The sequence below is a fragment of the Streptomyces sp. NPDC029138 genome, from assembly GCF_055564375.1.
Genome location: NZ_JBVHWM010000109.1, coordinates 1 through 20,301, shown reverse-complemented (window position 1 = coordinate 20,301; position 20,301 = coordinate 1). Strand labels below are relative to the sequence as shown.

At 69.7% G+C, this 20,301-nt stretch carries 18 protein-coding genes; 6 read left to right on the top strand and 12 right to left on the bottom strand.

Annotation, left to right across the window (positions count from 1 at the left end):
• The first annotated feature begins 549 nt into the window (after positions 1 to 549).
• Entirely contained in the window at positions 550 to 3,123 is a 2,574-nt protein-coding gene (locus ACZ4WH_RS42310) for a helicase associated domain-containing protein (RefSeq protein ID WP_468191163.1), read from the top strand.
• Positions 3,124 to 3,680: 557 nt separating this feature from the next.
• On the opposite strand, the gene ACZ4WH_RS42305 is transcribed toward ACZ4WH_RS42310, so the two are convergent.
• From ACZ4WH_RS42305 to ACZ4WH_RS42280, 6 genes are all read right to left on the bottom strand, one after another.
• On the bottom strand, positions 3,681 to 5,405 hold the full coding sequence (locus ACZ4WH_RS42305) for a TniQ family protein (RefSeq protein WP_468191160.1): 1,725 nt from the start codon (positions 5,403 to 5,405) through the stop codon (positions 3,681 to 3,683).
• Positions 5,398 to 6,660: an AAA family ATPase gene (locus ACZ4WH_RS42300; protein ID WP_468191157.1), complete on the bottom strand. Its 1,263-nt coding sequence runs from the start codon at positions 6,658 to 6,660 to the stop codon at positions 5,398 to 5,400. Before ACZ4WH_RS42300 ends, ACZ4WH_RS42305 begins: the two co-directional genes overlap by 8 nt.
• Positions 6,647 to 8,929 carry a transposase gene (locus tag ACZ4WH_RS42295; RefSeq protein ID WP_468191174.1) on the bottom strand — a complete coding sequence of 761 codons (2,283 nt, stop codon included), beginning with the start codon at positions 8,927 to 8,929 and terminating at the stop codon, positions 6,647 to 6,649. The genes ACZ4WH_RS42300 and ACZ4WH_RS42295 overlap by 14 nt, the downstream gene beginning before the upstream one ends.
• Positions 8,926 to 9,654: a TnsA-like heteromeric transposase endonuclease subunit gene (locus tag ACZ4WH_RS42290; protein WP_468191171.1), complete on the bottom strand. Its 729-nt coding sequence runs from the start codon at positions 9,652 to 9,654 to the stop codon at positions 8,926 to 8,928. The genes ACZ4WH_RS42295 and ACZ4WH_RS42290 overlap by 4 nt, the downstream gene beginning before the upstream one ends.
• A gap of 571 nt (positions 9,655 to 10,225) precedes the next feature.
• Complete coding sequence (locus ACZ4WH_RS42285) at positions 10,226 to 10,501, bottom strand: hypothetical protein (protein WP_468191168.1); 276 nt, start codon at positions 10,499 to 10,501, stop codon at positions 10,226 to 10,228.
• Positions 10,502 to 12,344: 1,843 nt separating this feature from the next.
• On the bottom strand, positions 12,345 to 13,031 hold the full coding sequence (locus ACZ4WH_RS42280; protein WP_468191154.1) for a hypothetical protein: 687 nt from the start codon (positions 13,029 to 13,031) through the stop codon (positions 12,345 to 12,347).
• Positions 13,032 to 13,620: 589 nt separating this feature from the next.
• Here ACZ4WH_RS42280 and ACZ4WH_RS42275 point away from each other — a divergent pair.
• On the top strand, positions 13,621 to 13,992 hold the full coding sequence (locus tag ACZ4WH_RS42275) for a VOC family protein (RefSeq protein WP_468191152.1): 372 nt from the start codon (positions 13,621 to 13,623) through the stop codon (positions 13,990 to 13,992).
• 78 nt (positions 13,993 to 14,070) lie between these two features.
• On the opposite strand, the gene ACZ4WH_RS42270 is transcribed toward ACZ4WH_RS42275, so the two are convergent.
• Both ACZ4WH_RS42270 and ACZ4WH_RS42265 read right to left on the bottom strand, forming a co-directional pair.
• Positions 14,071 to 14,724 carry a class I SAM-dependent methyltransferase gene (locus tag ACZ4WH_RS42270; RefSeq protein ID WP_468191149.1) on the bottom strand — a complete coding sequence of 218 codons (654 nt, stop codon included), beginning with the start codon at positions 14,722 to 14,724 and terminating at the stop codon, positions 14,071 to 14,073.
• Positions 14,725 to 14,746: 22 nt separating this feature from the next.
• Complete coding sequence (locus tag ACZ4WH_RS42265; protein WP_468191146.1) at positions 14,747 to 14,890, bottom strand: hypothetical protein; 144 nt, start codon at positions 14,888 to 14,890, stop codon at positions 14,747 to 14,749.
• Between the two features lie 291 nt (positions 14,891 to 15,181).
• Between ACZ4WH_RS42265 and ACZ4WH_RS42260 the strand changes: the two genes are divergently transcribed.
• Positions 15,182 to 15,313 carry a hypothetical protein gene (locus ACZ4WH_RS42260; protein ID WP_468191144.1) on the top strand — a complete coding sequence of 44 codons (132 nt, stop codon included), beginning with the start codon at positions 15,182 to 15,184 and terminating at the stop codon, positions 15,311 to 15,313.
• Here ACZ4WH_RS42260 and ACZ4WH_RS42255 read toward each other — a convergent pair.
• Positions 15,310 to 15,642 (bottom strand): hypothetical protein, encoded by a 333-nt coding sequence (locus ACZ4WH_RS42255; RefSeq protein WP_468191142.1) that lies wholly within the window; start codon positions 15,640 to 15,642, stop codon positions 15,310 to 15,312. The two genes, ACZ4WH_RS42260 and ACZ4WH_RS42255, sit on opposite strands and share 4 nt — an antisense overlap.
• Before the next feature lie 186 nt (positions 15,643 to 15,828).
• Here ACZ4WH_RS42255 and ACZ4WH_RS42250 point away from each other — a divergent pair, with 186 nt between their 5' ends.
• A complete protein-coding gene (locus ACZ4WH_RS42250; RefSeq protein ID WP_468191139.1) occupies positions 15,829 to 16,302 on the top strand; it encodes a VOC family protein in 474 nt (157 codons plus the stop codon).
• Here the strand turns inward: ACZ4WH_RS42250 and ACZ4WH_RS42245 are convergent.
• On the bottom strand, positions 16,265 to 16,771 hold the full coding sequence (locus tag ACZ4WH_RS42245) for a DUF5996 family protein (protein ID WP_468191166.1): 507 nt from the start codon (positions 16,769 to 16,771) through the stop codon (positions 16,265 to 16,267). The genes ACZ4WH_RS42250 and ACZ4WH_RS42245 overlap by 38 nt on opposite strands.
• 252 nt (positions 16,772 to 17,023) lie before the next feature.
• On the opposite strand from ACZ4WH_RS42245, the gene ACZ4WH_RS42240 reads away from it, so the two are divergent.
• Positions 17,024 to 17,257, top strand: coding sequence for a hypothetical protein (locus ACZ4WH_RS42240; RefSeq protein ID WP_468191136.1), 234 nt, complete (start codon positions 17,024 to 17,026; stop codon positions 17,255 to 17,257).
• 17 nt (positions 17,258 to 17,274) lie between these two features.
• On the opposite strand, the gene ACZ4WH_RS42235 is transcribed toward ACZ4WH_RS42240, so the two are convergent.
• A complete protein-coding gene (locus tag ACZ4WH_RS42235; RefSeq protein WP_468191133.1) occupies positions 17,275 to 18,216 on the bottom strand; it encodes a DUF5996 family protein in 942 nt (313 codons plus the stop codon).
• Between the two features lie 75 nt (positions 18,217 to 18,291).
• Positions 18,292 to 18,897, bottom strand: coding sequence for an NAD(P)H:quinone oxidoreductase (wrbA, locus tag ACZ4WH_RS42230; protein WP_468191130.1), 606 nt, complete (start codon positions 18,895 to 18,897; stop codon positions 18,292 to 18,294).
• A gap of 482 nt (positions 18,898 to 19,379) precedes the next feature.
• Between wrbA and ACZ4WH_RS42225 the strand changes: the two genes are divergently transcribed.
• Positions 19,380 to 20,150, top strand: coding sequence for a pirin family protein (locus tag ACZ4WH_RS42225; protein WP_468191127.1), 771 nt, complete (start codon positions 19,380 to 19,382; stop codon positions 20,148 to 20,150).
• The last annotated feature ends 151 nt before the right edge of the window (positions 20,151 to 20,301 follow it).

The following is a 20,301-nucleotide window of genomic DNA, read 5'->3' as shown; positions in this document are numbered from 1 at the left end:
GCGCGCGCTTCGCTCCGCGAAGGCGACGCGCCGCCGCTACGCGGCGGATTCCGCGCAAGCGCGGAATAAGCCCGGAACTCCGTTCCGGGACTCGCCCGCTGACGCGGGCGAGAGGAATCCGGCTCCGCCGAATTCCAGCCCGGCACCGGGCCGCTCCGCGCCCCGCCCCCGGGCGGACGGTGTGCGCTCCGCGCCCGCCTGAAGCGGCAGCAACAAGGGGGAGGGGGTGTCAACGCCGGTTGATGGCCGCCGGACTGGCCGGGTGTCAACCTGCTCGCCGAGGCGGGGGCTGGGAATCCCCCAACTCGGGGCCCAACAACCGGGAGGCTACCACCCCGACGCCCGGCATCAAACCAGAACCAGCCAATCTGACGAACCTTCCCCAACCGTCGTGCGTCATGACGCATCCTCGGGATAGAGTCTGGGCTCAGCACGCACCCCCTTCCCCCCGGACCGCATCGCCGATAAACCGTTGGGCCGTCAACTCCACAGCGGAGGACGACAAAACCTCCACTCGCCTCTGTAACCGAACAGAAAGTGGGTCTCTGAATGCCTCACATCGAATTGCGCCCGCATCAGGCCGAAGCAGTAGACGCCGTGCTGAAACACCTTCAGGACCCGCCCGGAGGCCGCATTCCCCCGGAAGGCCTGCGGACACAGGTAATCGCCGCGACCGGATCGGGAAAAACGCTGATCGCCGTGGAATCGGCGCGGCAGCTTTCGGCGCGGCGCGTCCTGGTCCTGGTGCCGACGCTGGACCTGCTGACGCAGATGGCCGGCGCCTGGCGGCGGGGCGGTCGGCGGGGCGCGATGGTCGGGGTGTGCTCGCTGCGGGCGGAGGAGTCCGACGGCATCCCGTGCACGACCGACCCGGGTGAACTCGTGACGTGGGTGCGGGACCTGGAGCAGGTGACCGTGTTCGCGACCTACGCCGCGGTGGGGCTGGGCATCCTCCAGCGGGCGCACGAGGGGGGTCTGCCGGTGTTTGACCTGATGGTGGTGGATGAGGCGCACCGGACGAGTGGGGACGGGTTGAAGCCCTGGGCGGCGGTGCACGGCCAGGCGCGGATGCCTGCGGTGCGGCGGCTCTACATGACGGCGACGCCGCGCGTGTGGGAGGCCGAGGGTGAGCGGCCTCGGTTGGTGGCGTCCATGGACGAGGACAGCCCGGTCTTTGGGCCGGTGGCGTACAAGCTCAAGCTCAGCGAGGCGATCCGGCGGGGGATCGTGGCGCCGTATCAGGTGGTGTGCGTGGACATCCGGGACCCCGACCTGTATGCCGCGCTCGCCGAGGAGACGGGAGGGTCGGACCGGGTGCGCGGGGCGCGGCTCGCGGCGCTTCAGACCGGGCTGCTGACGGCGGCGGCGCGGGAGCGGCTGCGGCGCATCCTGACGTTTCACAGCCGGGTGTCGGAGGCGGAGGCCATGGCCCGGGGTGTCCCCTCCGTGGCGGCCCGGCTCGCCGAGGACGACCCGGAGACCTTCCCGCCGGCGGAGCGGGTCTGGGCGGACTGGCTCTACGGGGACCACGCTCCCGGATATCGGCGTGAAGTGCTGGCCGAATTCGCCTCCGATTTCATCGGTGGTGCCCGGTCGGATATTCCGGCGGCGGTGCGTGTTCTCAGCTCTGTGAAAGTGCTGGGGGAAGGCGTAGATACGGCGCAGTGTGATGCGGTCGCTTTCTGCGATGCGCGGGGGTCCATGGTCGACATCGTGCAAATGGTCGGGCGTGCCCTGCGTTTGAGTCCGGGTGAGGGGAAATTGGCGTCTTTTGTGGTGCCGGTATTCCTCGGTCCGGATGAGGACGCCGATGACCTTTTGACCTCGGATGCGTACGGGACCCTCGCGAAGGTGCTCGGGGCGCTCCGTGCGCACGACGCGGACACGATCGAGGCTCTGGCCGATCCACGGCAGCGCAGCGGACGCCGGATGGGCGACGAGGGCACCCAAGTGCCGCTTTCTGAGGCGGTGTTGGGCGACTGGGACGACGAGGACCAGGACCAGGGCGCCGAGGACCAGAACCAGGACAGCCACGACGAGGACGGGGACGGTCAGGGCGCCGAGGATGACATGTGGGTGAGCCAGGCAGCGGCGGGCCTGCTGCGGTTCAGCAGTCCGCGCGACCCCGCGTTGGTGGCGCAGTTCGTGCGGTTGCGGGTGATCGATCCGGAGAAGGCCTATTGGCGGCGCGGGATCGCGGCGGCCACCCGGTGGCGGAGCGAGAACGGCGGCGGGCAACTGCGGGTGCCGTACGACTACGTGATGCCCGAGGACGAGTCGGCCGGCGCAGCCGCCGGGTTCCCGCTCGGGCGGTGGCTGGCCGATCAGCGGCGCTACTACAACGCCGGGACCCTGGAAGCCTCCCGCGTCAAGCAACTGGAGAAGCTGGGCATGGTGTGGTCCCACTACGACGTCGCGTGGGAGGAAGGGCTCACGGTCGCCCGGTCATGGGCCGCTGCACACGGACACTTCCTGCCCCCCGTCAACGCGGTCGGGGACGGCGGCTACCCGATCGGGGTATGGGCCAAGAACAGGCGAGCGGAGGCCCGCAGGGCCCTGGAGAACGCCGAACGGCGCGCCGCCGGTGAAACCGTGCCCGTGGCCGCTGGAGAGCTGCCAGAGAGCCGTCTCGCGGCTCTGGAGGCCATCGACCCGGGATGGTGCCCCCTCGGGTGGGACGTCGCATGGCAACGCTGCTTCACCCTCGCCCGCGCCCACGTCCGGGCCGGGGGCGCGCTGCCGGAGCGGGCGGGTGAACTCGTCGTGCAGGGCGAGGATCTCGGGGCATGGGTCGTCGCCGAGCGGCAGGGATGGGACAAGCTGACCCCCGCGCAGCAGTGGCTCCTGGGGAGCACGCTCGGGCTGGAGCCCGCCGGCCCCGAGGCCCGGCCGGGGAAGCTCACCGCGGATCAGAAGTGGGCGCTCAACCTCCGCGCGGCCCGGCAGTTCCACGCCCGCGAGGGACACCTGCGCCCTGCCCGGAAGCACGTCGAGCGCTTGGACGTCGACGGCGAACCGGTCGACGTCAAGCTCGGGACGTGGCTGGACAACACCCGGCGCCGGGCCGACAAGCTCACCCCCGAACGGCGGGCGGAGCTGGACCAGATCCGGATGCGCTGGTAGCCCGACCGTGCACGGAGGGTGGCGGGCGGTGAACTGTGCCACGGCGGAGGGCCCGCGGCGCGCCGGCAGCGAGACCTCCGTCGTGCGTGATCAGGGTGCGCGTGCTCTTGCCGGCGCCGGTCGTCGATGACCTCCACCTTCGCTGCCGCGTCCGTGCCATGGCGGCCGTGCGTGCAGACCACACCACGGTGTCTTGTAGCGCGCCGGTCGGGGGTGTCGGTGTAGGCGTGCTTGATGGCGTAGGTGACCAGTTCGACTACGGCGTGCTGCAGCGTGGCCTCGTCCTCGCTGGTGCAGCCCGCGGCGCAGCGCCACCTGCTTCGGCTCCGGGGCCGCCGTTCAGCGAGCGGACGAGTTCGAACGGCACGCTGCGCGCGCTCTGCGCACAGACTGGCAGGGGTACGCCGGTTTCAGGAGCCCTACGCCGGAAGGCCGCCGTCCGCGTCGATGCGGTGGGCGAGTTGGTCGGCATAGGTTTCCAGGAGTGGTCTGAGCTGGCGGTAGTAGTGGCTTTCCTCGGTATGGAGGCGTTGGGTGGTCGCGCTTCGTTGCCGGCGTCAGGTGTTGAGGGCGGCCGGGTTGTCGGTGATGTCGGCGGGACAGGGGGAAAGTCGGAACTCGCCGCAGGTGACGCGTGCCCAGATGTAGGTGGTGACGGCGAGCCGCTTGCGGTCGTCGGTAATGGCGTCGTTGCTCGGCGGGATGGGGAGCCGGGCGAGCATGGCGTCCCAGTGTTCGGCAGGGAGGGTCCAGTTGAGGAGGGCCTGGCGGCGCCGGTGGTAGTCGACGGGTGGGCTTGATCGCAGTTCGCTGGCGATGGCGTCGAGTGCGAGGTCGAAGGCGTGCAGGTTGTCTTGTGCGCGGATCCATTTGCTCAGCGTGGTGCCGAATCCGACGTGTTTGTCCTGGGCGCTGATACCGAGGAAGTGGGAGGCCTCGTCGATACCGCCGCCGCGGGCTCGTCGGACAAGGTGGGTAGCGGCTGTGCGGCGCAGGAGCCGGGTGCTGACTCCGCTGAATGCGCCCAGGTGCCGATTGGCCCATTCCTGCAGAAGGAAGGCGGGGACGTGCTCGGGGCGGTAGCCGATGTGGCTCAGCGGGGTCCTGCGGCCGGTCAGCGGGGTGCGGCGGTAGCTGGGGACGAGAGTTTCTGTGGCCTGTTGGAATCGCCGCGAACAGGCGTCGCGGTGCTTTCGATGCAGATCATCCCAGCTGTGGTGGCGCGTGGGGACGATGCCGGTGCGCGTCCGGTTTTCGGTTGGCGCGAGCTGTAGGAGGGCGCTGCGCAGGTCGTCGGCGCTGAGGAGGGTGTCGGCGGCGTGCAGGAAGGCGCCGCATGCTCGTGCGTCGGCAGGTGGTGTGTTGGGGTGGCGGCGCTGCTGGGAGGCGCGTTGCTGGACGGTGTATTGGTCGGCTGCCGTGGTCGCGGTGTCGGGGCTGGCGGGACGGGTGCAGGGCCAGGTGATGCTGACCGGGGCGGTGACCAGTTGGAGTTCGGTGAAGTATTGGCTGGCTGGTTCGGGGGCGTGTTGCGGGGCGAGCATGGTGGCGATCTTGTGTTGCAGGGCGAGGAGTTGAGGGCTGGGGTGATCGGTGGGGTGCAGGGAGGCCTGGTCGAGGCGGCCCTGGCAGGGGTCGTGGTGGGTACGTGGGCGGCGTTCTGCTTGGGGGTGGGGGTGCCTGCATTGCGCAGGGAGGAGGCCGGCGATGGTGGGCCGGGCGATCAGCAGGCCGTGGTTGCGTCTGCCGACGGGCTGACCACAGGTGGGGCAGAGGTGTTCGAGGTAGCGGTTGTGGCGGAGACAGACGAAGAAGATCGGCAGCTGCCAGGCGCGCTGCCAGGCACCGCCGTGCTGCTTCTGGATGAGGGTGTTGTCGCCGGCCAGGCAGTCGGGGCAGTAGCGGACGGTGGAGGGGAACAGGCCGTCGAACGAGCGCGGTAGCGGGTCGGCTTTCAGCATGGCCGCGGTGCGGGCGATGGGCGGGTAGTGGGCGGCCCAGCCAGCCAGGGTCAGGGCGGTGATTTCGGAGAGGGACAGCCGGGTGGTGGCGGCGAAGGTGGCGGTCTTGGGGGCCGGCAGGTAGGTCGACCAGCTGCTCTTGGCTTTGGCCTGGGTGTTGCGGCGGATGTCGGCCAGCCCGGTGCGGCGCATCAGCTGGTCCGGGGAGATGTGCAGCCGGTGGGCGAGGCGCTGGACGAACCCGGCCAGTGACTCGCCAGGAAGGGGGTCCAGGCTCCGTCCGAGGGGGCGGGCGTCGAATCCGTGGGGGGTGTCAGTCATGGGCGGGCGGCTGCTTGTCGCCGTGGTCGTCGAAGACGGTGTTGCGGGCGCGTCTGCTGCGGGTCTTCGGCTGGCCTGGCGGTGTCACATCGTGCGGGATCTGTGGGACTTCCCCGGCATCCGCGTCCAGGTCGCTGTGGTCGCCCAGGCGGATGGTGGTCCTCGTGAGCAGTTCGAGGGTGAGGCGTTCCTCGCCGCTGGCTATCGCCTGGGTGCAGTCGTCCTCGATCAGGCGCCGCAGCAGGCCGACGACGCCGCGGGTGCGGGCGTAGAGGTACTCGGGCATGTCGGCGGTGGTCAGCATGCCGGTGAAGGAGCGCAGCAGCCGTAGGTGGTCCTCGAGGCCGGCCAGGTGGTTGAGGAAGGCGGTGATGCCGGTGGGGGTGGAGTAGGTGAAGGGGTCGAGGTCGACGATGTCGAAGCGGCGGCCGGTCTGGGTGGCGGCTGCGGCGGTGTGGCTGTTGCCGTGGTTGGTGTCGGGGAAGGTCCATTGTCCGGTGTGCGGGTCGGGGCAGGCGCCGCGCAGGAGGCCGGAGCCGGGGATGTCCACGCCGATCAGGATGAGGGTGACGTTGAGGTCCATCAGTTCGCGGATGAGGTCGAGGGTGTCCTGGTCGTCCTCGCGGTGCAGTCGCAGGCGGGTGATGTCGTCGATCAGCAGTGCGGTGGTGCAGTGGTCGCGGATCGCGTCGCGGACTGCTCTGATCAGGTCGTCCAGGGTGCCGGGGTGGGGGTTGCCGTAGATGTTCAAAATTGCTTTGCACAGGCCTTTGGGGGTCGCGCGGACCGGGAGACGGCAGTAGGCCACCGGCACGAAGATATCCCGGGTGCCGGGGGTGCGGTCCGGCAGCAGCTGGTGGTGGATTTCGCGCCAGACGTCTTCGAAGGATGCGGCTGCGTCGCACGCTGTCTCGGTCTTGCCCTGGAATCCCCCGCCGTTGATCATCAGGCCGTCGCGGGTGCCGGGCGTGAACTTCACCGCGTTGTTCTGCAGCCTGGCGCGCATCAGGTTGCCGACGTGCTGGCTCATCGGTGTCTGCTGCAGGGGGAGGTTGGCGTGGGTGGCGGTGCGGTGCAGGTCGTGCAGGGCCTGCTGGCGGCGGGTCATCGCCCGGTACTCGGCCGGTGTCAGGCGTGGTGCGGGCACGAAGGTGCCCCGGGTCTTCCTGAACTGCTGCCAGCCTTCCCAGCGGGTGCGGTCCGGCGGGGGACCTGCGCGCAGGAACGGGACGATTGCATGCTCATCGGGCGTCATCTTGTCCACGGTGGTCCTCTTGCCGGTCCTCGTCCTCGGGCAGGACGAAGGCGTTGCGGGTGCGGAAGCTGTGGCCGAGCGCCGGAGGCGGTGCGGGAGCTGTGGTGGTGGCTGCCTCGCGTCGGCGGCGTCGCTCGTCGGCGACCGCGTCCCTGGTCTGCCGGGCCTGCTCGGGCCAGGGCGGCACCGTCGCCTGCCGGCCCGTAGCGGCGACTGTCTGGGCCGTGGGCGCAGGACCGTCGGCCGGGGGTGGGGGTGGGGGGCGGTCGGCCTGGGCGGCTGCGGCCTGCTGTATCTCGCGGGCGTGCTCGGTGCGCCGGGCCTTGTTCTGCTGCCTGGTGGGCCATGCGCTGACCGGCAGGTGCGATCCGATCAATTCCAGCAGCGCAGGCAGGAGTTCGGCATCCGACTGCGGCTTCAGAGCGGCCGCATCGGCCCTGCCGAGCAGCTCGCTCACCCGGGCGTCCGAGAAAGCCGGCATCTGGCCGTCTGGCGGCATCCCGGTCCAGGGCAGAGGGTGCCAGGCATGGCTGAGGGGGTCCTGGAAGAACACCTGCCGTCGATCGCGCGGGTCACGGCGGATGACCCACCTGCCCTTGTGCTTGCCGCCACGCGTCGACAACTCGCCCCGGTAGTCGCCGAGAACGGCGGGGTCGTCGTACCACAGGCCGCGGATCTTCACCCCGCGGCGCTTGTCGATGCGGACGTAGTGCGCGGGCAGCAGTTCGTAGAACAGCTCGGGTGAGGGGATGTCCATGGCGAAGCCGGTCTGCGCGAAGGACGCGGCGAACAGGGAGTTCGGGCTGTGCGCGCCATCGGGGTCCCAGCTCGGGGCGCATGCACCCAAGGCGCGCTTTTGCCACACGGCGACGATCCAGGTAGCGATCAGATGCTCGAGCTGGCCGGCGCTCAGCACCGCGTCGCCAGCTGGATCGACTCCGCGGTCCGCCGCATCGATGCCGGTGTAGCCGACCAGATGCTCGAACAGCAGCTGCCGGATCACTCCGAACGCCCGCTCGACGGCCGCCTTGTCCGTCGGGCGCAACACGCGGCTGGGCAGGATGTTGCAGCCCAGGACTCGCTGCACCTCGACTAAATGATGGCTGCGATAGACGGAGCCGTGGTCGGTCGTCACCGTCTCCGGCGTGAAGAACGGCAGACCGGCGACCGGGTGCCCGGCGAACTCGGCCACCACCGCAGCCGGGATGCCCGGGTAGGGCCACTCGAGTTCCTCGCCCCAGTCCGCACGCATCGGCAGCGGCATCGTCACATCCCGCAGCACCATCGCCACGTCCACGGATGTGTCGGACACCAGCGTCAGCCGGAAGGCGACCAGCGAATGCGTGTACACGTCCACCGCCAGGGTGAGGTGCATCCTGACCGGATCACCAAAGACACCCTCGCGGACCATGACCGGCACCACGGTGGTGTCCAAAGCGACCACCTGCCCTGGCCGGTGCACCAGGACATGCCCGTACGTGTGCGGCAGCTCGGCCGAGCGCGCATAGCGCTGCCGGCTCCCTGAGGGCCCGAACCACTCCTTCCACAGCCGGCGCAGCGTGTCGTAGCTGGGCACTTTCGTCTCCGGCCCATACTCCTCACGCACGTACTGGCGGATCATGCGGTCCCTGGTGCGCATCGATACCCGCGCCATCCGGCGTGTCTCTTCCCGGACCGCCAGCACCGCCTCACGCACTTCCTGTGACACCCTCCGCGTCCCGCCGCTCCTGCGCAGCCACCGCTCATCCATACAGCCGGCCAGCCCGAACCGGCGGCGGGCGTTCTCCCAGCGGATCAGCGTGCGATAGCCGACCGAGCCCAAGCCCAGCGGCTTCGCATGCTGGGGATCCAAGGCCGCCAGCTCCGCGACCTTCGCGTGCCGGCGCTCGGTGAGCGTGGTGGTGGCCGGGTCGTAGGCGGGCCTGGGCTCCCCTGGCTCCGGTCGCAGCGGGTCACCGGAACGGAACCCGGTCGCCACTTCCAGTAGATGCGCCATCCTCAGCACCGCGAGCTCACGGCGCTCCTGTGTCAGATCCCCCGCTGTCTTGCACTGCCGGCCCCGGTCGGCTCCCGACGCTGCCATCCGCGACCTGGGCCTCACGTGCGGATGGTTGGCCAGGAACTGGAAGGTCACCCGCTGCCGTGTACCGTCCTCGCTCACCAACTGGACCCGGCCCAGATGCGGTTCGCGCCGCTCGACCCTCCACTGCGTCCCGTCCAGCACCAGCCCAGCTCCGGGCGATAGGTCCAACATCGCCGCCGCATTCACCACCCCGCCTCCCCGGCCGGCACGACGATCGAGTGGTCCCCGAGCAGGCCGGTCAGGTCCACTCCCAGCCGACGGGACCACAACAGATGCAGCAACTGCGCCCGGGCGACCGGCTCGCAGCCCGTCGCCGCCGCAAGCTCCCCGAACGACGACTGCCCGCCGCCAGCCCCGGCGAGCAGCACCGGGCGCAGGCACAGCGGATCCGTACGCAGCCGACGCCGCGAGGCCAGCGCATCCAAGGCGGCGAAGACGTGCTCGCGCCAGCGGGCGGCGACCGTGTAGCGCCACCCGCAGACGACCGCCACCTCGGCGGCCGCGGCAAACGCCTGACGGTCACACTCCCTGATCAGCGCCTCGGGCCGTACATCGACCAGCCAGACGCCATGACGCGTCACCACAAGGTAGTCCGGAGTGTGATGACGGCGCTGACCGTCGGCACCGAAGGAAATCTTCAACGGCTGCGAGACCACATCGATGAGGTCACCGGCGAAGTCCACCGCCAGCAGAACCCGGCCCGCCTCCAAGCTCTCCGCCCCGTGGTGACGGCCGGTACTGGCGAGGAACTGCAGGCCAGGCCGGTGAAGTTGACTCCGGTGCCAGGTGAAATGACGCATGGGATCACTCGAGAGCACCGGCTCCTGCACGAGTTGATGTACCGAAGAAGAGACACCGCTGCCTGCAACCCGCCACGAGACTGTCCACCGCCTCGTCCAGCCGGACCCCACATCGAGCCCCGGCCGGCCGGCATCAATGTCCACCGGCACGAAGAAGTCATCCCAGCCACACCGATGCGACCACACAGCCCCGCCGCAACGCCCCACCGCCGACTCGCCTGCACGCACTCCCGTCATAGCCCCATCACAGCGGCCCCGGCATCCTCAGACACCCGGTCTCCGGTCTTGACGACACAGAAGCCGCCGACTGCCCACTTGTGACAAAACACATGCCCCAAAAAGCAACCACCAGGCCGCCTCACCCACTCAGACAAGCCGAAGCACGATAGCTGTCACCAAGGCAGGCAAACTGTCACCACAACCGCTGACTACGCGCACCGGACCGGCCGCCGGGGCCGCGGGGCAGGTCAGGCAGATACGGAAACCCACTGCGGGTGACACCCGCCATGCGTCACGCGCCCCCGGTGACAGATAGCCGTCCTCACTGGTGACAACTACCGTGCTTCACCCCACTGAAGCCGCAGCTCAGCGGATGCCGATGGTGACAGCTATCGCGCTTCGGCACAGCTGACCTGAAGCAGGGTGCCGAGGCGCTCGCTGCGACGTCCGCACCGGACCCCGCTCAGGCGTTGCTGCCCAGCGAGTCAAGGGCGGGGCTGCCGTTCACCACGGCGAGGGGGAGCCGGTCGTACTCGAGCAGATCACGGGGCAGGGTGAGTCCGAAGTGCCTCTCGATCACGCCCAGGGACATCGCGATCCGGTGTCTGTGCTGCTCGGCACTCACGCGCAGGTAATCCCCGGTCGGCAGGATGATGCCCGCCGCCGTCAGGTCGTCCTGCAGCAGATCCGGCTGGGTCCCCCACCGTTGCCGCTCCTCACCGAGGCCGAACGAGCACAGCAGTTCGCCGTCGGCGGCGTAGGAAAAAGAGCGGAGGCGGATGAAACGCCTGAGGGTCGAGATTCACGGCCTCCACGCCGTCGCGCGAGATACCCGTGAGGATGTCGTGCCGGGCGCCGCGGCCTTCTCCGTACGGCCGAGCGCGGGCGGTGCAGGTGGTGGCGAGGCGGACTGCTGAGGACGGCCGGGAGGAAGCGGCCAGGAAGGCGGGGCGCAGCAGCACGGCGGCGTGCGGCGGCACGGCGGCGCAGCGGCGGCACGGCTTCGGGCAGGGAACCGCACGGCAGACGGACTACGGAACGGCGGCGCGCGAGGGGACTCGCAGGGCGGGGCGCAGCGGGCCGACGCGAGGCGCGGCGGCGGCTCGGGTGGCCGGGAGCGGGACGGACGGGCTCAGGCCCAACTCAGCGGGACGGGGCGCAGCGGGCCGGCACAGCGTGCGGCGGCCGGGGCGTGGGCGGGGACGGCACCAGCACGGCGGGACGGGCGCGGGCTCGCCGGGCGGCCGGGGAGCGGCGCGGAGGGCGGCGGCACCGCACGGGCGCAGCGGGTAGGGCGGCGGGGCGCGGCCGCAGGACGGGGAACGGCAGGCGGCCCGGTCTCCGGGACGGCGGGCAGGCGGCCGGCGGCGGGGCGCGGGCGGGCCGCCAGGACGCCGCGCAGCTCGGCGCAAGCCTCCGGACGGCCAGGGAGGACCGGCGCGGCGCGGTGGGCGGGACGGCGGACCGCCGACGGGCGGCCGGAGGCGGGGCGCGGGCGGTCAGGGGCGCGGGCGGGGCGACGGCGGGAGGCGGCCTTCGTGCATGGCACCGCGCGGCCGCAGAACGGCGGGGGCCAGCGCGGGCGGCGGGCGGGGCGCCGCAGGACGGCGCGGACGCGACGGGAGTACGGCGGTGGGCCCGGGCGCAGGACGACCGGGCGTGGGCGGGGCCCGTCCGGCCGTCGGCCCAGGAGGCCGGGGGCCAGCGCGCCGCGGCGACGTCACCGGCGGACAACCGCGGCGCTGGGGCCGCCCATACCGCCGCCGGAGCCACGCGCGCCCCGGCCCTCAGGGCAGCTCCCGCCACGAGCACACTGCGTCGGTCGCCCCTCACCCGTCTCCTTCCTCCTCGCCCGGCCCGGGCCGGCGCCGCCTCGGCGTCGAGGCCGGCCAGACCCTGCGGCCAGGGCGCACGACGCCGGCCTCGTACGCCCCTGGGCCGCGGCCGCCGAACAGCACCTGGTGCCGCTCCCCCGGCGCCGGGCGGCCTCCGGCCGCCGCGACGCGATCAACGCCAGGCCTGCTCCACCGACTGCGGACATCACGCGTACAAGCTCAACTGGTCAGAGCGAGGTGCCCGCTCGTTCCGGCGGCACAGAAGGCCAGTACCGCGACAGCGGCTACGGTCTGCGCCGCCACACTCAGCCGGTATCCCAGCCGGAACAAGCCGATCGCCGAGAGGAGTACCAGGCCCCCGCCCCCCCACGCAGGCGAAAACCGGCGTCAGCGACACATGAGGGTCCGGCTCGAAAGGGTTGAAATCGGTCCGTACCAGCCCCGTCAGCAGAGCAACGATTCCGACGACGGCGTCCAGTAACCACAACAGAACGGCGAAGAGCGCATCTTCACCCGTACCACGGCGGGCTGGTGCATGGTTGTCCATGGGCCAAGCCTCTGCCTACACACCCGGCTGGGGCCTGAGTACGCATACTCATACCCCGCATCCACCCGGTGCGCACCGACTTCATCCCTGCGCACCACGATGGGCACCACCGTCCATCCGGTGCGCATCCACTCGGTGGGCGGTGCGCACCGGTGCGGCCGGCCGGGCATCGTCGGTGCGCACCACGGCATCGGGTCCACTCAGTGGCCGGCCTCCCGGCCGCGGTGCGGTCCGGGCTCCTGCGGGCGGTGCGCCCGCTGGTCGTCCTGGCGCACCAGCTGCGCTCCATCGGCATCGTCCTGTTCGGCGTAGCGGTCCATGGTGGCGTGGGCTCGGTCGGCCGCCGCGGTGAAGGCGGCACCGAGGTGGCGCAGCCGCTCGTCCGTGAGGTCGAGGGCTTCCACGTCCGTGCGCGACTCCCTCAAGGCCCGCAGCGCCGTCAGGTCGATCGCCTCCCGGCGTCCGGCCTCCGGCTCCTGGTCGTCGCGCTCGGGGTCGGCGGCCGCGGGCGCGAGCAGCTGCTCGGGCATCGCCGCCTGCTGGTGCGCGACGACGTCGTACGCCCGGCCCCGCACGCAGGTGGCGGTGGTGGTGCGCAGCTGCTCCCGCACCACCGCACCAGCGAGAGCAGCTCGCTCGTACTGCGGCGCGAGGCGGGGCACTTCCCACTCCCCGGCGTCCTGGCCTGGGGGCCGGAGTGCAGCCGGCTCGCCGGGATCGGCCGGGAGTCGCCGGTCCGGGTCGGGCGCGGGGGTTGGTGGGCGGCGCCGGGCGGGGAGGTCGGACAGTGCCCACCGTGCGGTGTAGAGGCGGCAGCCGGGCTCCAGGCCGCGTGAGGTCTTCGGTTCGCTGATGTCCAGGCAGTGCATGGAGATGGCGGCGGCCACGATCCGGTCCCCTCCGGTACGGCGATCGGGCCGTCAGCCGGGGTGATGCTGCGCATAGTCGCGGTATGGAGCTGAGCTCCTTCGCAGCCCGTGGATGAACGCCTGTGGGCCGATGGCGTTCAAGGGAGCACGGCCTTGCCGCTGCCGTTTGAGGAGCAGAGTAGCCAACTCACTGAGTGGATAGCTCTGATGTCACTCGATCGTGGGAGCGTCTCCTCACACCGGCGCGTGATCTTTGCGTGAAGATCGGTGGCCCATCAAACGGATGAAGTGGATCAAAAGCTCGCACGTCGAGCACCATCGCCATCAGGCTGCTGCCGGTTCTGGGCATGGGGCTGGCCGACGGCGGGCTTGTTGTCCGCGGACAACGTCTTCGAACGAGGGCTTTGGCGAGGGTGGGGGAGCCGGTCCTTGTTGTCCGCGGACAACAGGCTGTGTCCTGCCCCAGATAACTGTGGGCAGGGTAAGGCTCTCACCTGGGATGCCTACGGTTGAGTGGGGCGCGAGGGCGGTCGGTGTCCCGCTCAACTGTAGGTGGCCGCCTCTAGGGTGTTGATCGCGGAATTCCACCGATCGGCCCGGAGGCGCCATGTCCCTGCAGATGAAGCTGGTTGCAATAACGCTCGACTGCCCTGATCCGCTGGCTTTGGCGGCGTTCTATCAGCAGGCCACCGGCCTTGAACTGCACCCGAAGTCGGAAGCCGACTTCGCGGGTCTCAACGGTGAGCACGGACTCTTGATCGGGTTTCAGCGGGTCGACGACTACCGGCCTCCGAGCTGGCCCGACCAGATCGTTCCCCAGCAGCTTCACATCTGCTTCAAGGTCGACGAGGACTTGGACGTGGCGGAGACCCGGTTGCTGGAGCTGGGTGCGGGCAAGCCGGATCACCAGCCGCATGGGGACAAGGCGCGGGTCCTCACCGATCCGGTTGGGCATCCGTTCTGCATCAGCCTGCGCTGATTGGCGCCCTGCCTGGGTCGCGTTGGCCGGGGTCGTCCCGCTGGGCGACGTTCGGCATGTGCTGGCGGCGAGCTGGGGTCAGCAGAGATGCCCTCGACGAGCCAGGATCTGGATTCCCTTCGACTCGTGTCCGTTCATGGTGGCGACGGTGATTCGGCGGGTGTCGGCGATCTCGAAGTCTGCAAGCAGCGAGGTGAACCAGTCGCTCGGGTGGTGGCGGCAGACTGCGCCGTCGCCGGTCTCGAAGATTCCGTAGGTGCCGTAGGGTTCCGCGAACCTGGCATAGCGGTCACGGTTACGCTCGTCGTCCTGCAGCAGCAGATCGCTGAGACAGAGCATTCCGCCCGGTTTGAGAACGCGGCTCAGCTCACCGACCAGCCGTCGCTGTGCGTCGTTGCCGGGTATGCAGGTCAGCACCGCGAAGAGGAGGACCACGTCAAGGCTCGCGTCCGGATGGGCCAGCATCGACGGTGCGTCCAGCACGGCGAAGTGCATCGTGGGATGCAGGGTGCGCGCCCGGGAGATCATCCCCGGTGAGGTATCGACGCCGGTGAGGTTGGTGAAGCCCTGCTGTTCGAGGGCTCGCAAGGTCCGGCCGTAGCCGCAGCCGTAGTCCAGGATCGCGGCATGCCGGTCGGCGCCGTCCAGCCACGGCATGTGCAGTGGATGCGTGAACGTCTTGGTCGTCGCGGCTGCGTCCCAGTAGGCGGTCTGGCTGTCGAGGTCGGACATGGCGGATACCTCCATCGGCGCCTCATTGACTTGGGTTTGCAGGTTCCTTGATCTCTGCGGACTTGATGGCCAGTTCGATCAGGAAGGAGGATTCAGTCTCCTGCGGGAAGGGCTTGAGCGGACGCGGCAGCGGCCGGACGACGACGGGATCGAACCGCGCGCTCATCCGACTGCCCTGGGAGGCTCGGGCGGACCTTCCGACTCGCTGTTGTGGTCGATGCGGACGGCCCGCAGGCTGGTCTTGGTGATGCGTTCACTGCCGTCGAGGATGGCGGAGATGGCCGCAGCCGGATGAGGTGCGAAAGACTTCCGATCATGCCGCCGGTTCTCTGATGCAGGCATTTCGACTGCTTGACCAGGGTGCCGGCCTGGTGCCGGTGCAGGCGGAGGGTGTTCTCCAGCGAGGCGACCAGCGCTCTGGGTCGGGTGGCTTTTCGAACTCGCGTCGCTGCTCGGGATGTTTGCCGACCACCGCCCAGGCCCGTCCTCCCGCGACGCCGTAGCCCTCGTCACCCAGGCGTACGAGGAGGCGGTCTTGGAGTACTTCGCCGCCCTAGCGTGGGCCTCGGCCGCCGACGCCGACGGCTAGACCAGGCGTGCGCGTTCGGCGTGGGGGTCGGGGTAGCGGTCGGCGGCGGTGCGTAGGGCATCGGTCCGGAACCGGGTGAGTGTCTCGCGTGTGGCCGGCGTGGTGGGCCCGGCGAGCGTGCGGCGCGGCGGTAGATTCCAGCGGATGGCCCCGAGATCCTCGGTGCAGTGTGTGCAGAAGGAGCGGACGGCGGAGACGGCGCGGCCGCGCGAGGGGGCGGCCATGGGCGTGCCGTCCAGGTTGGTCAGGCGGAATGCCCAGTCCTGGATGTGCAGCGGATCGAAATGCCAGACAAGGTCACCGAGTAGCTGAACCAGTCCTGGCGCCATCCGGCAGGGCCTCGATCCCGGCCAGCAGCAGGCCGTAGCGGTAGCGCGTGTCGTCGCCCCAGGCGCGGCCGCGGACTTCCTGGCCGTCGGCAGCGCTCGGCGGCCAGCCGTGCTGGCGGGGGCCGTGCTAGGCGGGCTCTGCCGGATGGGAATGCCGGGCGGGGGATTCCGCCTTACGCTCGCCGTATGTCCGATTTCATCGCCGTTGGCGCCACGGCCGACGACCTTCCCGCACCGGCCGAGGGTCTGCTGCTCACGCACTTTCTCACGGTTGGTGACGTCCCTCGCTCACGGGGGTTCTATGCCGATGTGTTGGGCGGGCAGGTAGTACTGGAGGAGAACCCCTGCATCATCAAGGTGGCCAACAGCTGGATCATCATGAACCCCGGTGGCGGTCCCACTGATGACAAACCCGACGTCGTCCTGCGCCCGCCTGAGGACCGCCACACCGTCTCCAGCTTCCTGAACGTACGGGTGGCGGACATCCACGGCTTCTACGCGGCAGCGCGCGCCAAGGGAGCCGAGTTCCTCACCGCGCCCATCGACCGGCGCGCCGAGCTGCGCTGCTACATGCGCGACCCGGATGGCTACCTCATCGAGGTCGGGCAGTCCACGGGTCTGCTCAAGGGCATCCTGGCGCGCACCGATATCGACGCCTGACCACTGCACTGCACTGCTGACCGAATGCGTCAGTTGCGACGGACCGGGTCCGTGATTCCGCCGGGCACGCAAGCGCTGCGATGTCCCATCCGGCGTGTCCGGCCCCGGCCTGGTAGACGCTTTCGTAGAAGGTGAGCACGGCGGCACGTGGATCGCGCCCGGCGCGGGCCGCGTCGTAGCGCAGCACGGCCAGGTGGCTGTCGCCGCGCGTCATCCACTGCGCGGGCGCCTGGCTGAGCGACGTTTCGGCCAGGCCGATGGGCTCGAGTGCGGTGCGGGGGTAGAACGGGGGTTCGGCGAAGGTGTCGTCGCCGAACCAGAAGCCGAAGCTGATCACTTCGGAGGAGTACACCTCCCGAGTGACCGGATCGACCTGCCCGGGCTGGTCGGCCCGGCGCCCGGAGAACCGGGTGTGGACTGCGGTGGGGGCCGGACTGAACGGCGACGAGCCGGCCCCACAGGGAGGCATAGCCGGAGGGGCCGTGTTCAACGGCACCAGGGCAGCGGCGGCCGCGGCCAGGAGAATGGCGGCACTGGCCGCCTCGGTATGGACGAAGGCACGCAGGGGGATCGCTCGCCCTCGTCGCACTTCGTCTGGCCGGTGAGGGTTCACCAATGGCAAGCTCATCCGCCTCCTGGTCGATGACGAGCCGTTCGACCTGCGCTATGGCTGGCCGCGCTCACGGCGCTCTCGAACAACTCGCGCTCTTACCGAACCCCGTTGCTGAGTGTTGCGGGCAGTATCGGTGTCATCACTGGCATTGTCATCGGCGCCGACGTCGGCGTTCTGGTCTATGGGGTGCATGCGCCTTTCGCCGCTGCCGTTCCCGCCGGTGCAGCGGCCGGGCTGACCGCGATTATCGCCAGCGTGGGGTTCCAGGCGGCTCGTTGGAACGACGTCACCTCCGCCGACCGGACGGATGGCGCCGGTGAGGGCACCCCCGGGTCCCCTTGAGCCCCCGCTGGCGCGCATCACCCGCCTGCCCGGAGCATGGGGTCGGTGATGCCGCCGGGACAGGCGTCGCGAGCCGTGTCCCAGTCGGTAAGCTCGGCGCCAGCTTCAAAAGCGCTGTTCAGGAAGGCGAGTACGGTGGCTTGCGGTGACGGTGCCGTCCGAGCGGCCTCGTAATCGAGGACTGCGAGGTGACTGCCGTTGCGTTCCACCCAGCGGGCGGTAGCGGGCTCGAGTGGTTGATCGGCAATGCCCTTCGGCTCGGGTGCGGTGTAGGCGTAGAAGGCCGGTTGCGGGTAGGAGGGGTCTCCGAACCAAAAGCCCGCGCTGACCACCTCCCGTGAGTAGGCCTCCCGGGTGACCGGGTCGGCCGAGGCGGGTGGGGTCACGATACGACCGGAGAAGCGTGTGACGGCGATGTCGAAGGTGTGCCAGAAGTGGTGAATCGGGCTGGTCTTGCCCGACCACTGCGCTGCGTACTCCTCCAGGACCAGGTTCACTTGGGACAGGATCTGCCAATACCGGTTCACCTGCGCCGGTTCGTAGGCTCGGTGTTCTTCGTCCTCGGCGAACGGGCGACCGGCATCCGGCAGGTCGAAGGGGCGCGGCCGGTCGATGTCCACCTCGATGCCCAGCCCGTCCAGGGTCCGACGCAGCCGGCGATACATGGCGGCCACCGACAGGCCGGGCAGGGGGAAGGAGACTCGCGAGCCGTCGCCGGCGGTGACCACCAGACGGTGCGCGGTGAAGTCGAAATCGATGCAGAAGAAGTTGCCGTTGTCGTTCAGGCCCATGGGACGGGTGGTGATGCCGGAGCCCGTCAGGTGGTACGCCACGTTCCACCAGTGGTTACGGCGCTGCGACCCGGCCAGGCGCACCTTGCCGACGACTTGGAGGAACCGGTGCAGGGTGTCTTTAGTGTCACGCCACTCGTCATACGGCAGCGACGGAAAGAGCTCCATGCGTCCTCCTGAAGCGGACGGGGACGGTATCGGATTGCTGACGGACGGCCGTGCAGAAGGCGGCCCGTCTAGGATTCAGGCGGCGGCGAGCCGGGTGGCGATATCTGTCGGGTGCCGGCCTTGGTAATGCGCGGCGTCCAGGGTCGCCTGGTCCGGTCCCTCGCTCCCGCCGCTGGGCCAACTGGTGCCGTAGGGTTTGCCGCCGGCGGCAAAGAGCAGTGGATCGGTGTAGCCGGGCGGGACAATGATGCAGCCCCAGTGGTAGAAGACCTTGTTCAGGGACAGGATGGTGGACTCATGGCCACCGTGCCGGTTCATCGCAGAAGTGAATCTGGTCACCGGCTTGTTGTGGAACACCCCAGCCTGCCATTGGGCGCCGGTCTGGTCGATGAACTGCTTAAGCTGCGCGGAGACGTTTCCGTACCGGGTTGGTGTCCCGAAGGCGTAGGCGCTCGCCCACTCAAGGTCGTTTAGCGTCACTTCGGGGACCGTGTATTTCGCGGCATCCATGTGCGCCCGCCACACGGGATTGGCTTCGATCGACGCATCGGGAGCCAGTTCCGCCACCCGGCGGAGTCTGACCTCCGCCCCGCGGCTTTGAGCCCCCCCCGCGAGGGACTGCGCCAGCGCGTGCACGTTTCCTGTGGCGCTGTAGTAGATAACTGCGACGCGCACGCTCATACCCGGCTCCTTCAATCGTTCGATCGCGGATTCGTGCGTTGTATGAGCAGTGTTTCGCTGGTCTCGGCTCCGTGCACGCCGGATGCGGTGGCGCCCCACCGGTACGCTTCGCCCCTGATCTTGCGCGGGGCAGCGGCGTCCCAGCACCGTCCTGCCTGTGCGCGGGCACGACTGGCGTGGCCGCGACTGCTCACCTAGCGTGGACAGGCGGGATGTCGGAGCCGCCCGGAGGTAGAAGTGGATGATCTCCGCTACAAGATGATCATGGCGTTGAGCGCGGCGGACCTAGGCAGCCCCATATGCGAGCAGGTCGCCGCGATCTGCGCCGAGGTTGCGGACCAGCACTGCGCACAACTTCACATCGACCCACACTCTTCTCGTTCCTCGCTGCCGGAGATCGTGGTCCCGGTCAGTGCGGGAACAGGCGCGACCGGTTCCGCTTGAGCAGTCGACGCCCAAGCAGCCGACGAGGGGACTGACCTATGACATCGGCCCTGATGCCGACCGTGGACGTGCGCCGGGCCGGGGAGCGATTCCACACCGAACTGTCCTGGCTCGACTCCCGGCACAGCTTCTCGTTCTCCCACCATTTCGACCCTTCCAACACTCATCACGGACTGCTCCTGGTGAGCAACGAAGACGTCGTCGGTGCGGGAACCGGTTTCGAAACCCACCCACACGAGGACATGGAGATCGTTACGTGGGTGCTCGGAGGCTCCCTGGTGCACCAGGATTCCACCGGCCACGCCGGGCTGATCTATCCGGGCCTCGCTCAGCGAATGAGCGCAGGCACCGGCATTCTGCACTCAGAGAAGAACGATTCCTGGCGCTTGGTGGGGGAAAGCGCCCACACCGACCCCGTGCACTTCGTTCAAATGTGGGTCGTTCCAGACGAGGCCGGCGTCACCCCCGGTTACGAGCAGCTGGAGATCGGCGATGCACTGCTGCGCGGCGGCCTGATCACCGTCGCCTCCGGTATGCCGGCTCATGCCGACTCCTCCGCCATCCGCATCCGCAATCGCTACGCCGCTCTGCACGCCGCCCGCATGGATCCGGACAGTTCGGTCATGCTGCCCGAGGCCCCCTTCCTCCACCTGTTCGTCGCCCGCGGCAGCGTCACGCTCGAGGAAACGGGGCGTCTCGAGCAAGGAGACGCGGTCCGCTTCACCGGCACCGGCGGGCAACGGATCACTGCTGCAGAGCCGGCGGAGCTTCTGGCCTGGGAGATGCACGCCACCGTCAAGGGCTGGTGAAGCGGCGGCAGCCCGCAGATGTCCCCGGTCTGGGTGAAGCACGACGGCGAGGACCTATGAGCGCGCTGCATGTCGGCCGCAACCTCGCCGATCATGGCGCCGAGCGCCCCGACGAGCGGGGCCGGCCCGAGTTCGGCGACGGTGACCGGGA

What these genes read in the sequence shown, in the direction of transcription:
- ACZ4WH_RS42310 (WP_468191163.1), top strand. Translation starts at nt 550, where the DNA reads ATGCCTCACATCGAATTGCGCCCGCATCAGGCCGAAGCAGTAGACGCC.
- ACZ4WH_RS42305 (WP_468191160.1), bottom strand. Translation starts at nt 5,405, where the DNA reads ATGACTGACACCCCCCACGGATTCGACGCCCGCCCCCTCGGACGGAGC.
- ACZ4WH_RS42300 (WP_468191157.1), bottom strand. Translation starts at nt 6,660, where the DNA reads ATGACGCCCGATGAGCATGCAATCGTCCCGTTCCTGCGCGCAGGTCCC.
- ACZ4WH_RS42275 (WP_468191152.1), top strand. Translation starts at nt 13,621, where the DNA reads ATGTCCCTGCAGATGAAGCTGGTTGCAATAACGCTCGACTGCCCTGAT.
- ACZ4WH_RS42270 (WP_468191149.1), bottom strand. Translation starts at nt 14,724, where the DNA reads ATGTCCGACCTCGACAGCCAGACCGCCTACTGGGACGCAGCCGCGACG.
- ACZ4WH_RS42265 (WP_468191146.1), bottom strand. Translation starts at nt 14,890, where the DNA reads ATGAGCGCGCGGTTCGATCCCGTCGTCGTCCGGCCGCTGCCGCGTCCG.
- ACZ4WH_RS42260 (WP_468191144.1), top strand. Translation starts at nt 15,182, where the DNA reads ATGTTTGCCGACCACCGCCCAGGCCCGTCCTCCCGCGACGCCGTAGCC.
- ACZ4WH_RS42255 (WP_468191142.1), bottom strand. Translation starts at nt 15,642, where the DNA reads ATGGCGCCAGGACTGGTTCAGCTACTCGGTGACCTTGTCTGGCATTTC.
- ACZ4WH_RS42250 (WP_468191139.1), top strand. Translation starts at nt 15,829, where the DNA reads ATGTCCGATTTCATCGCCGTTGGCGCCACGGCCGACGACCTTCCCGCA.
- ACZ4WH_RS42245 (WP_468191166.1), bottom strand. Translation starts at nt 16,771, where the DNA reads ATGCCTCCCTGTGGGGCCGGCTCGTCGCCGTTCAGTCCGGCCCCCACC.
- ACZ4WH_RS42235 (WP_468191133.1), bottom strand. Translation starts at nt 18,216, where the DNA reads ATGGAGCTCTTTCCGTCGCTGCCGTATGACGAGTGGCGTGACACTAAA.
- wrbA (WP_468191130.1), bottom strand. Translation starts at nt 18,897, where the DNA reads ATGAGCGTGCGCGTCGCAGTTATCTACTACAGCGCCACAGGAAACGTG.
- ACZ4WH_RS42225 (WP_468191127.1), top strand. Translation starts at nt 19,380, where the DNA reads ATGACATCGGCCCTGATGCCGACCGTGGACGTGCGCCGGGCCGGGGAG.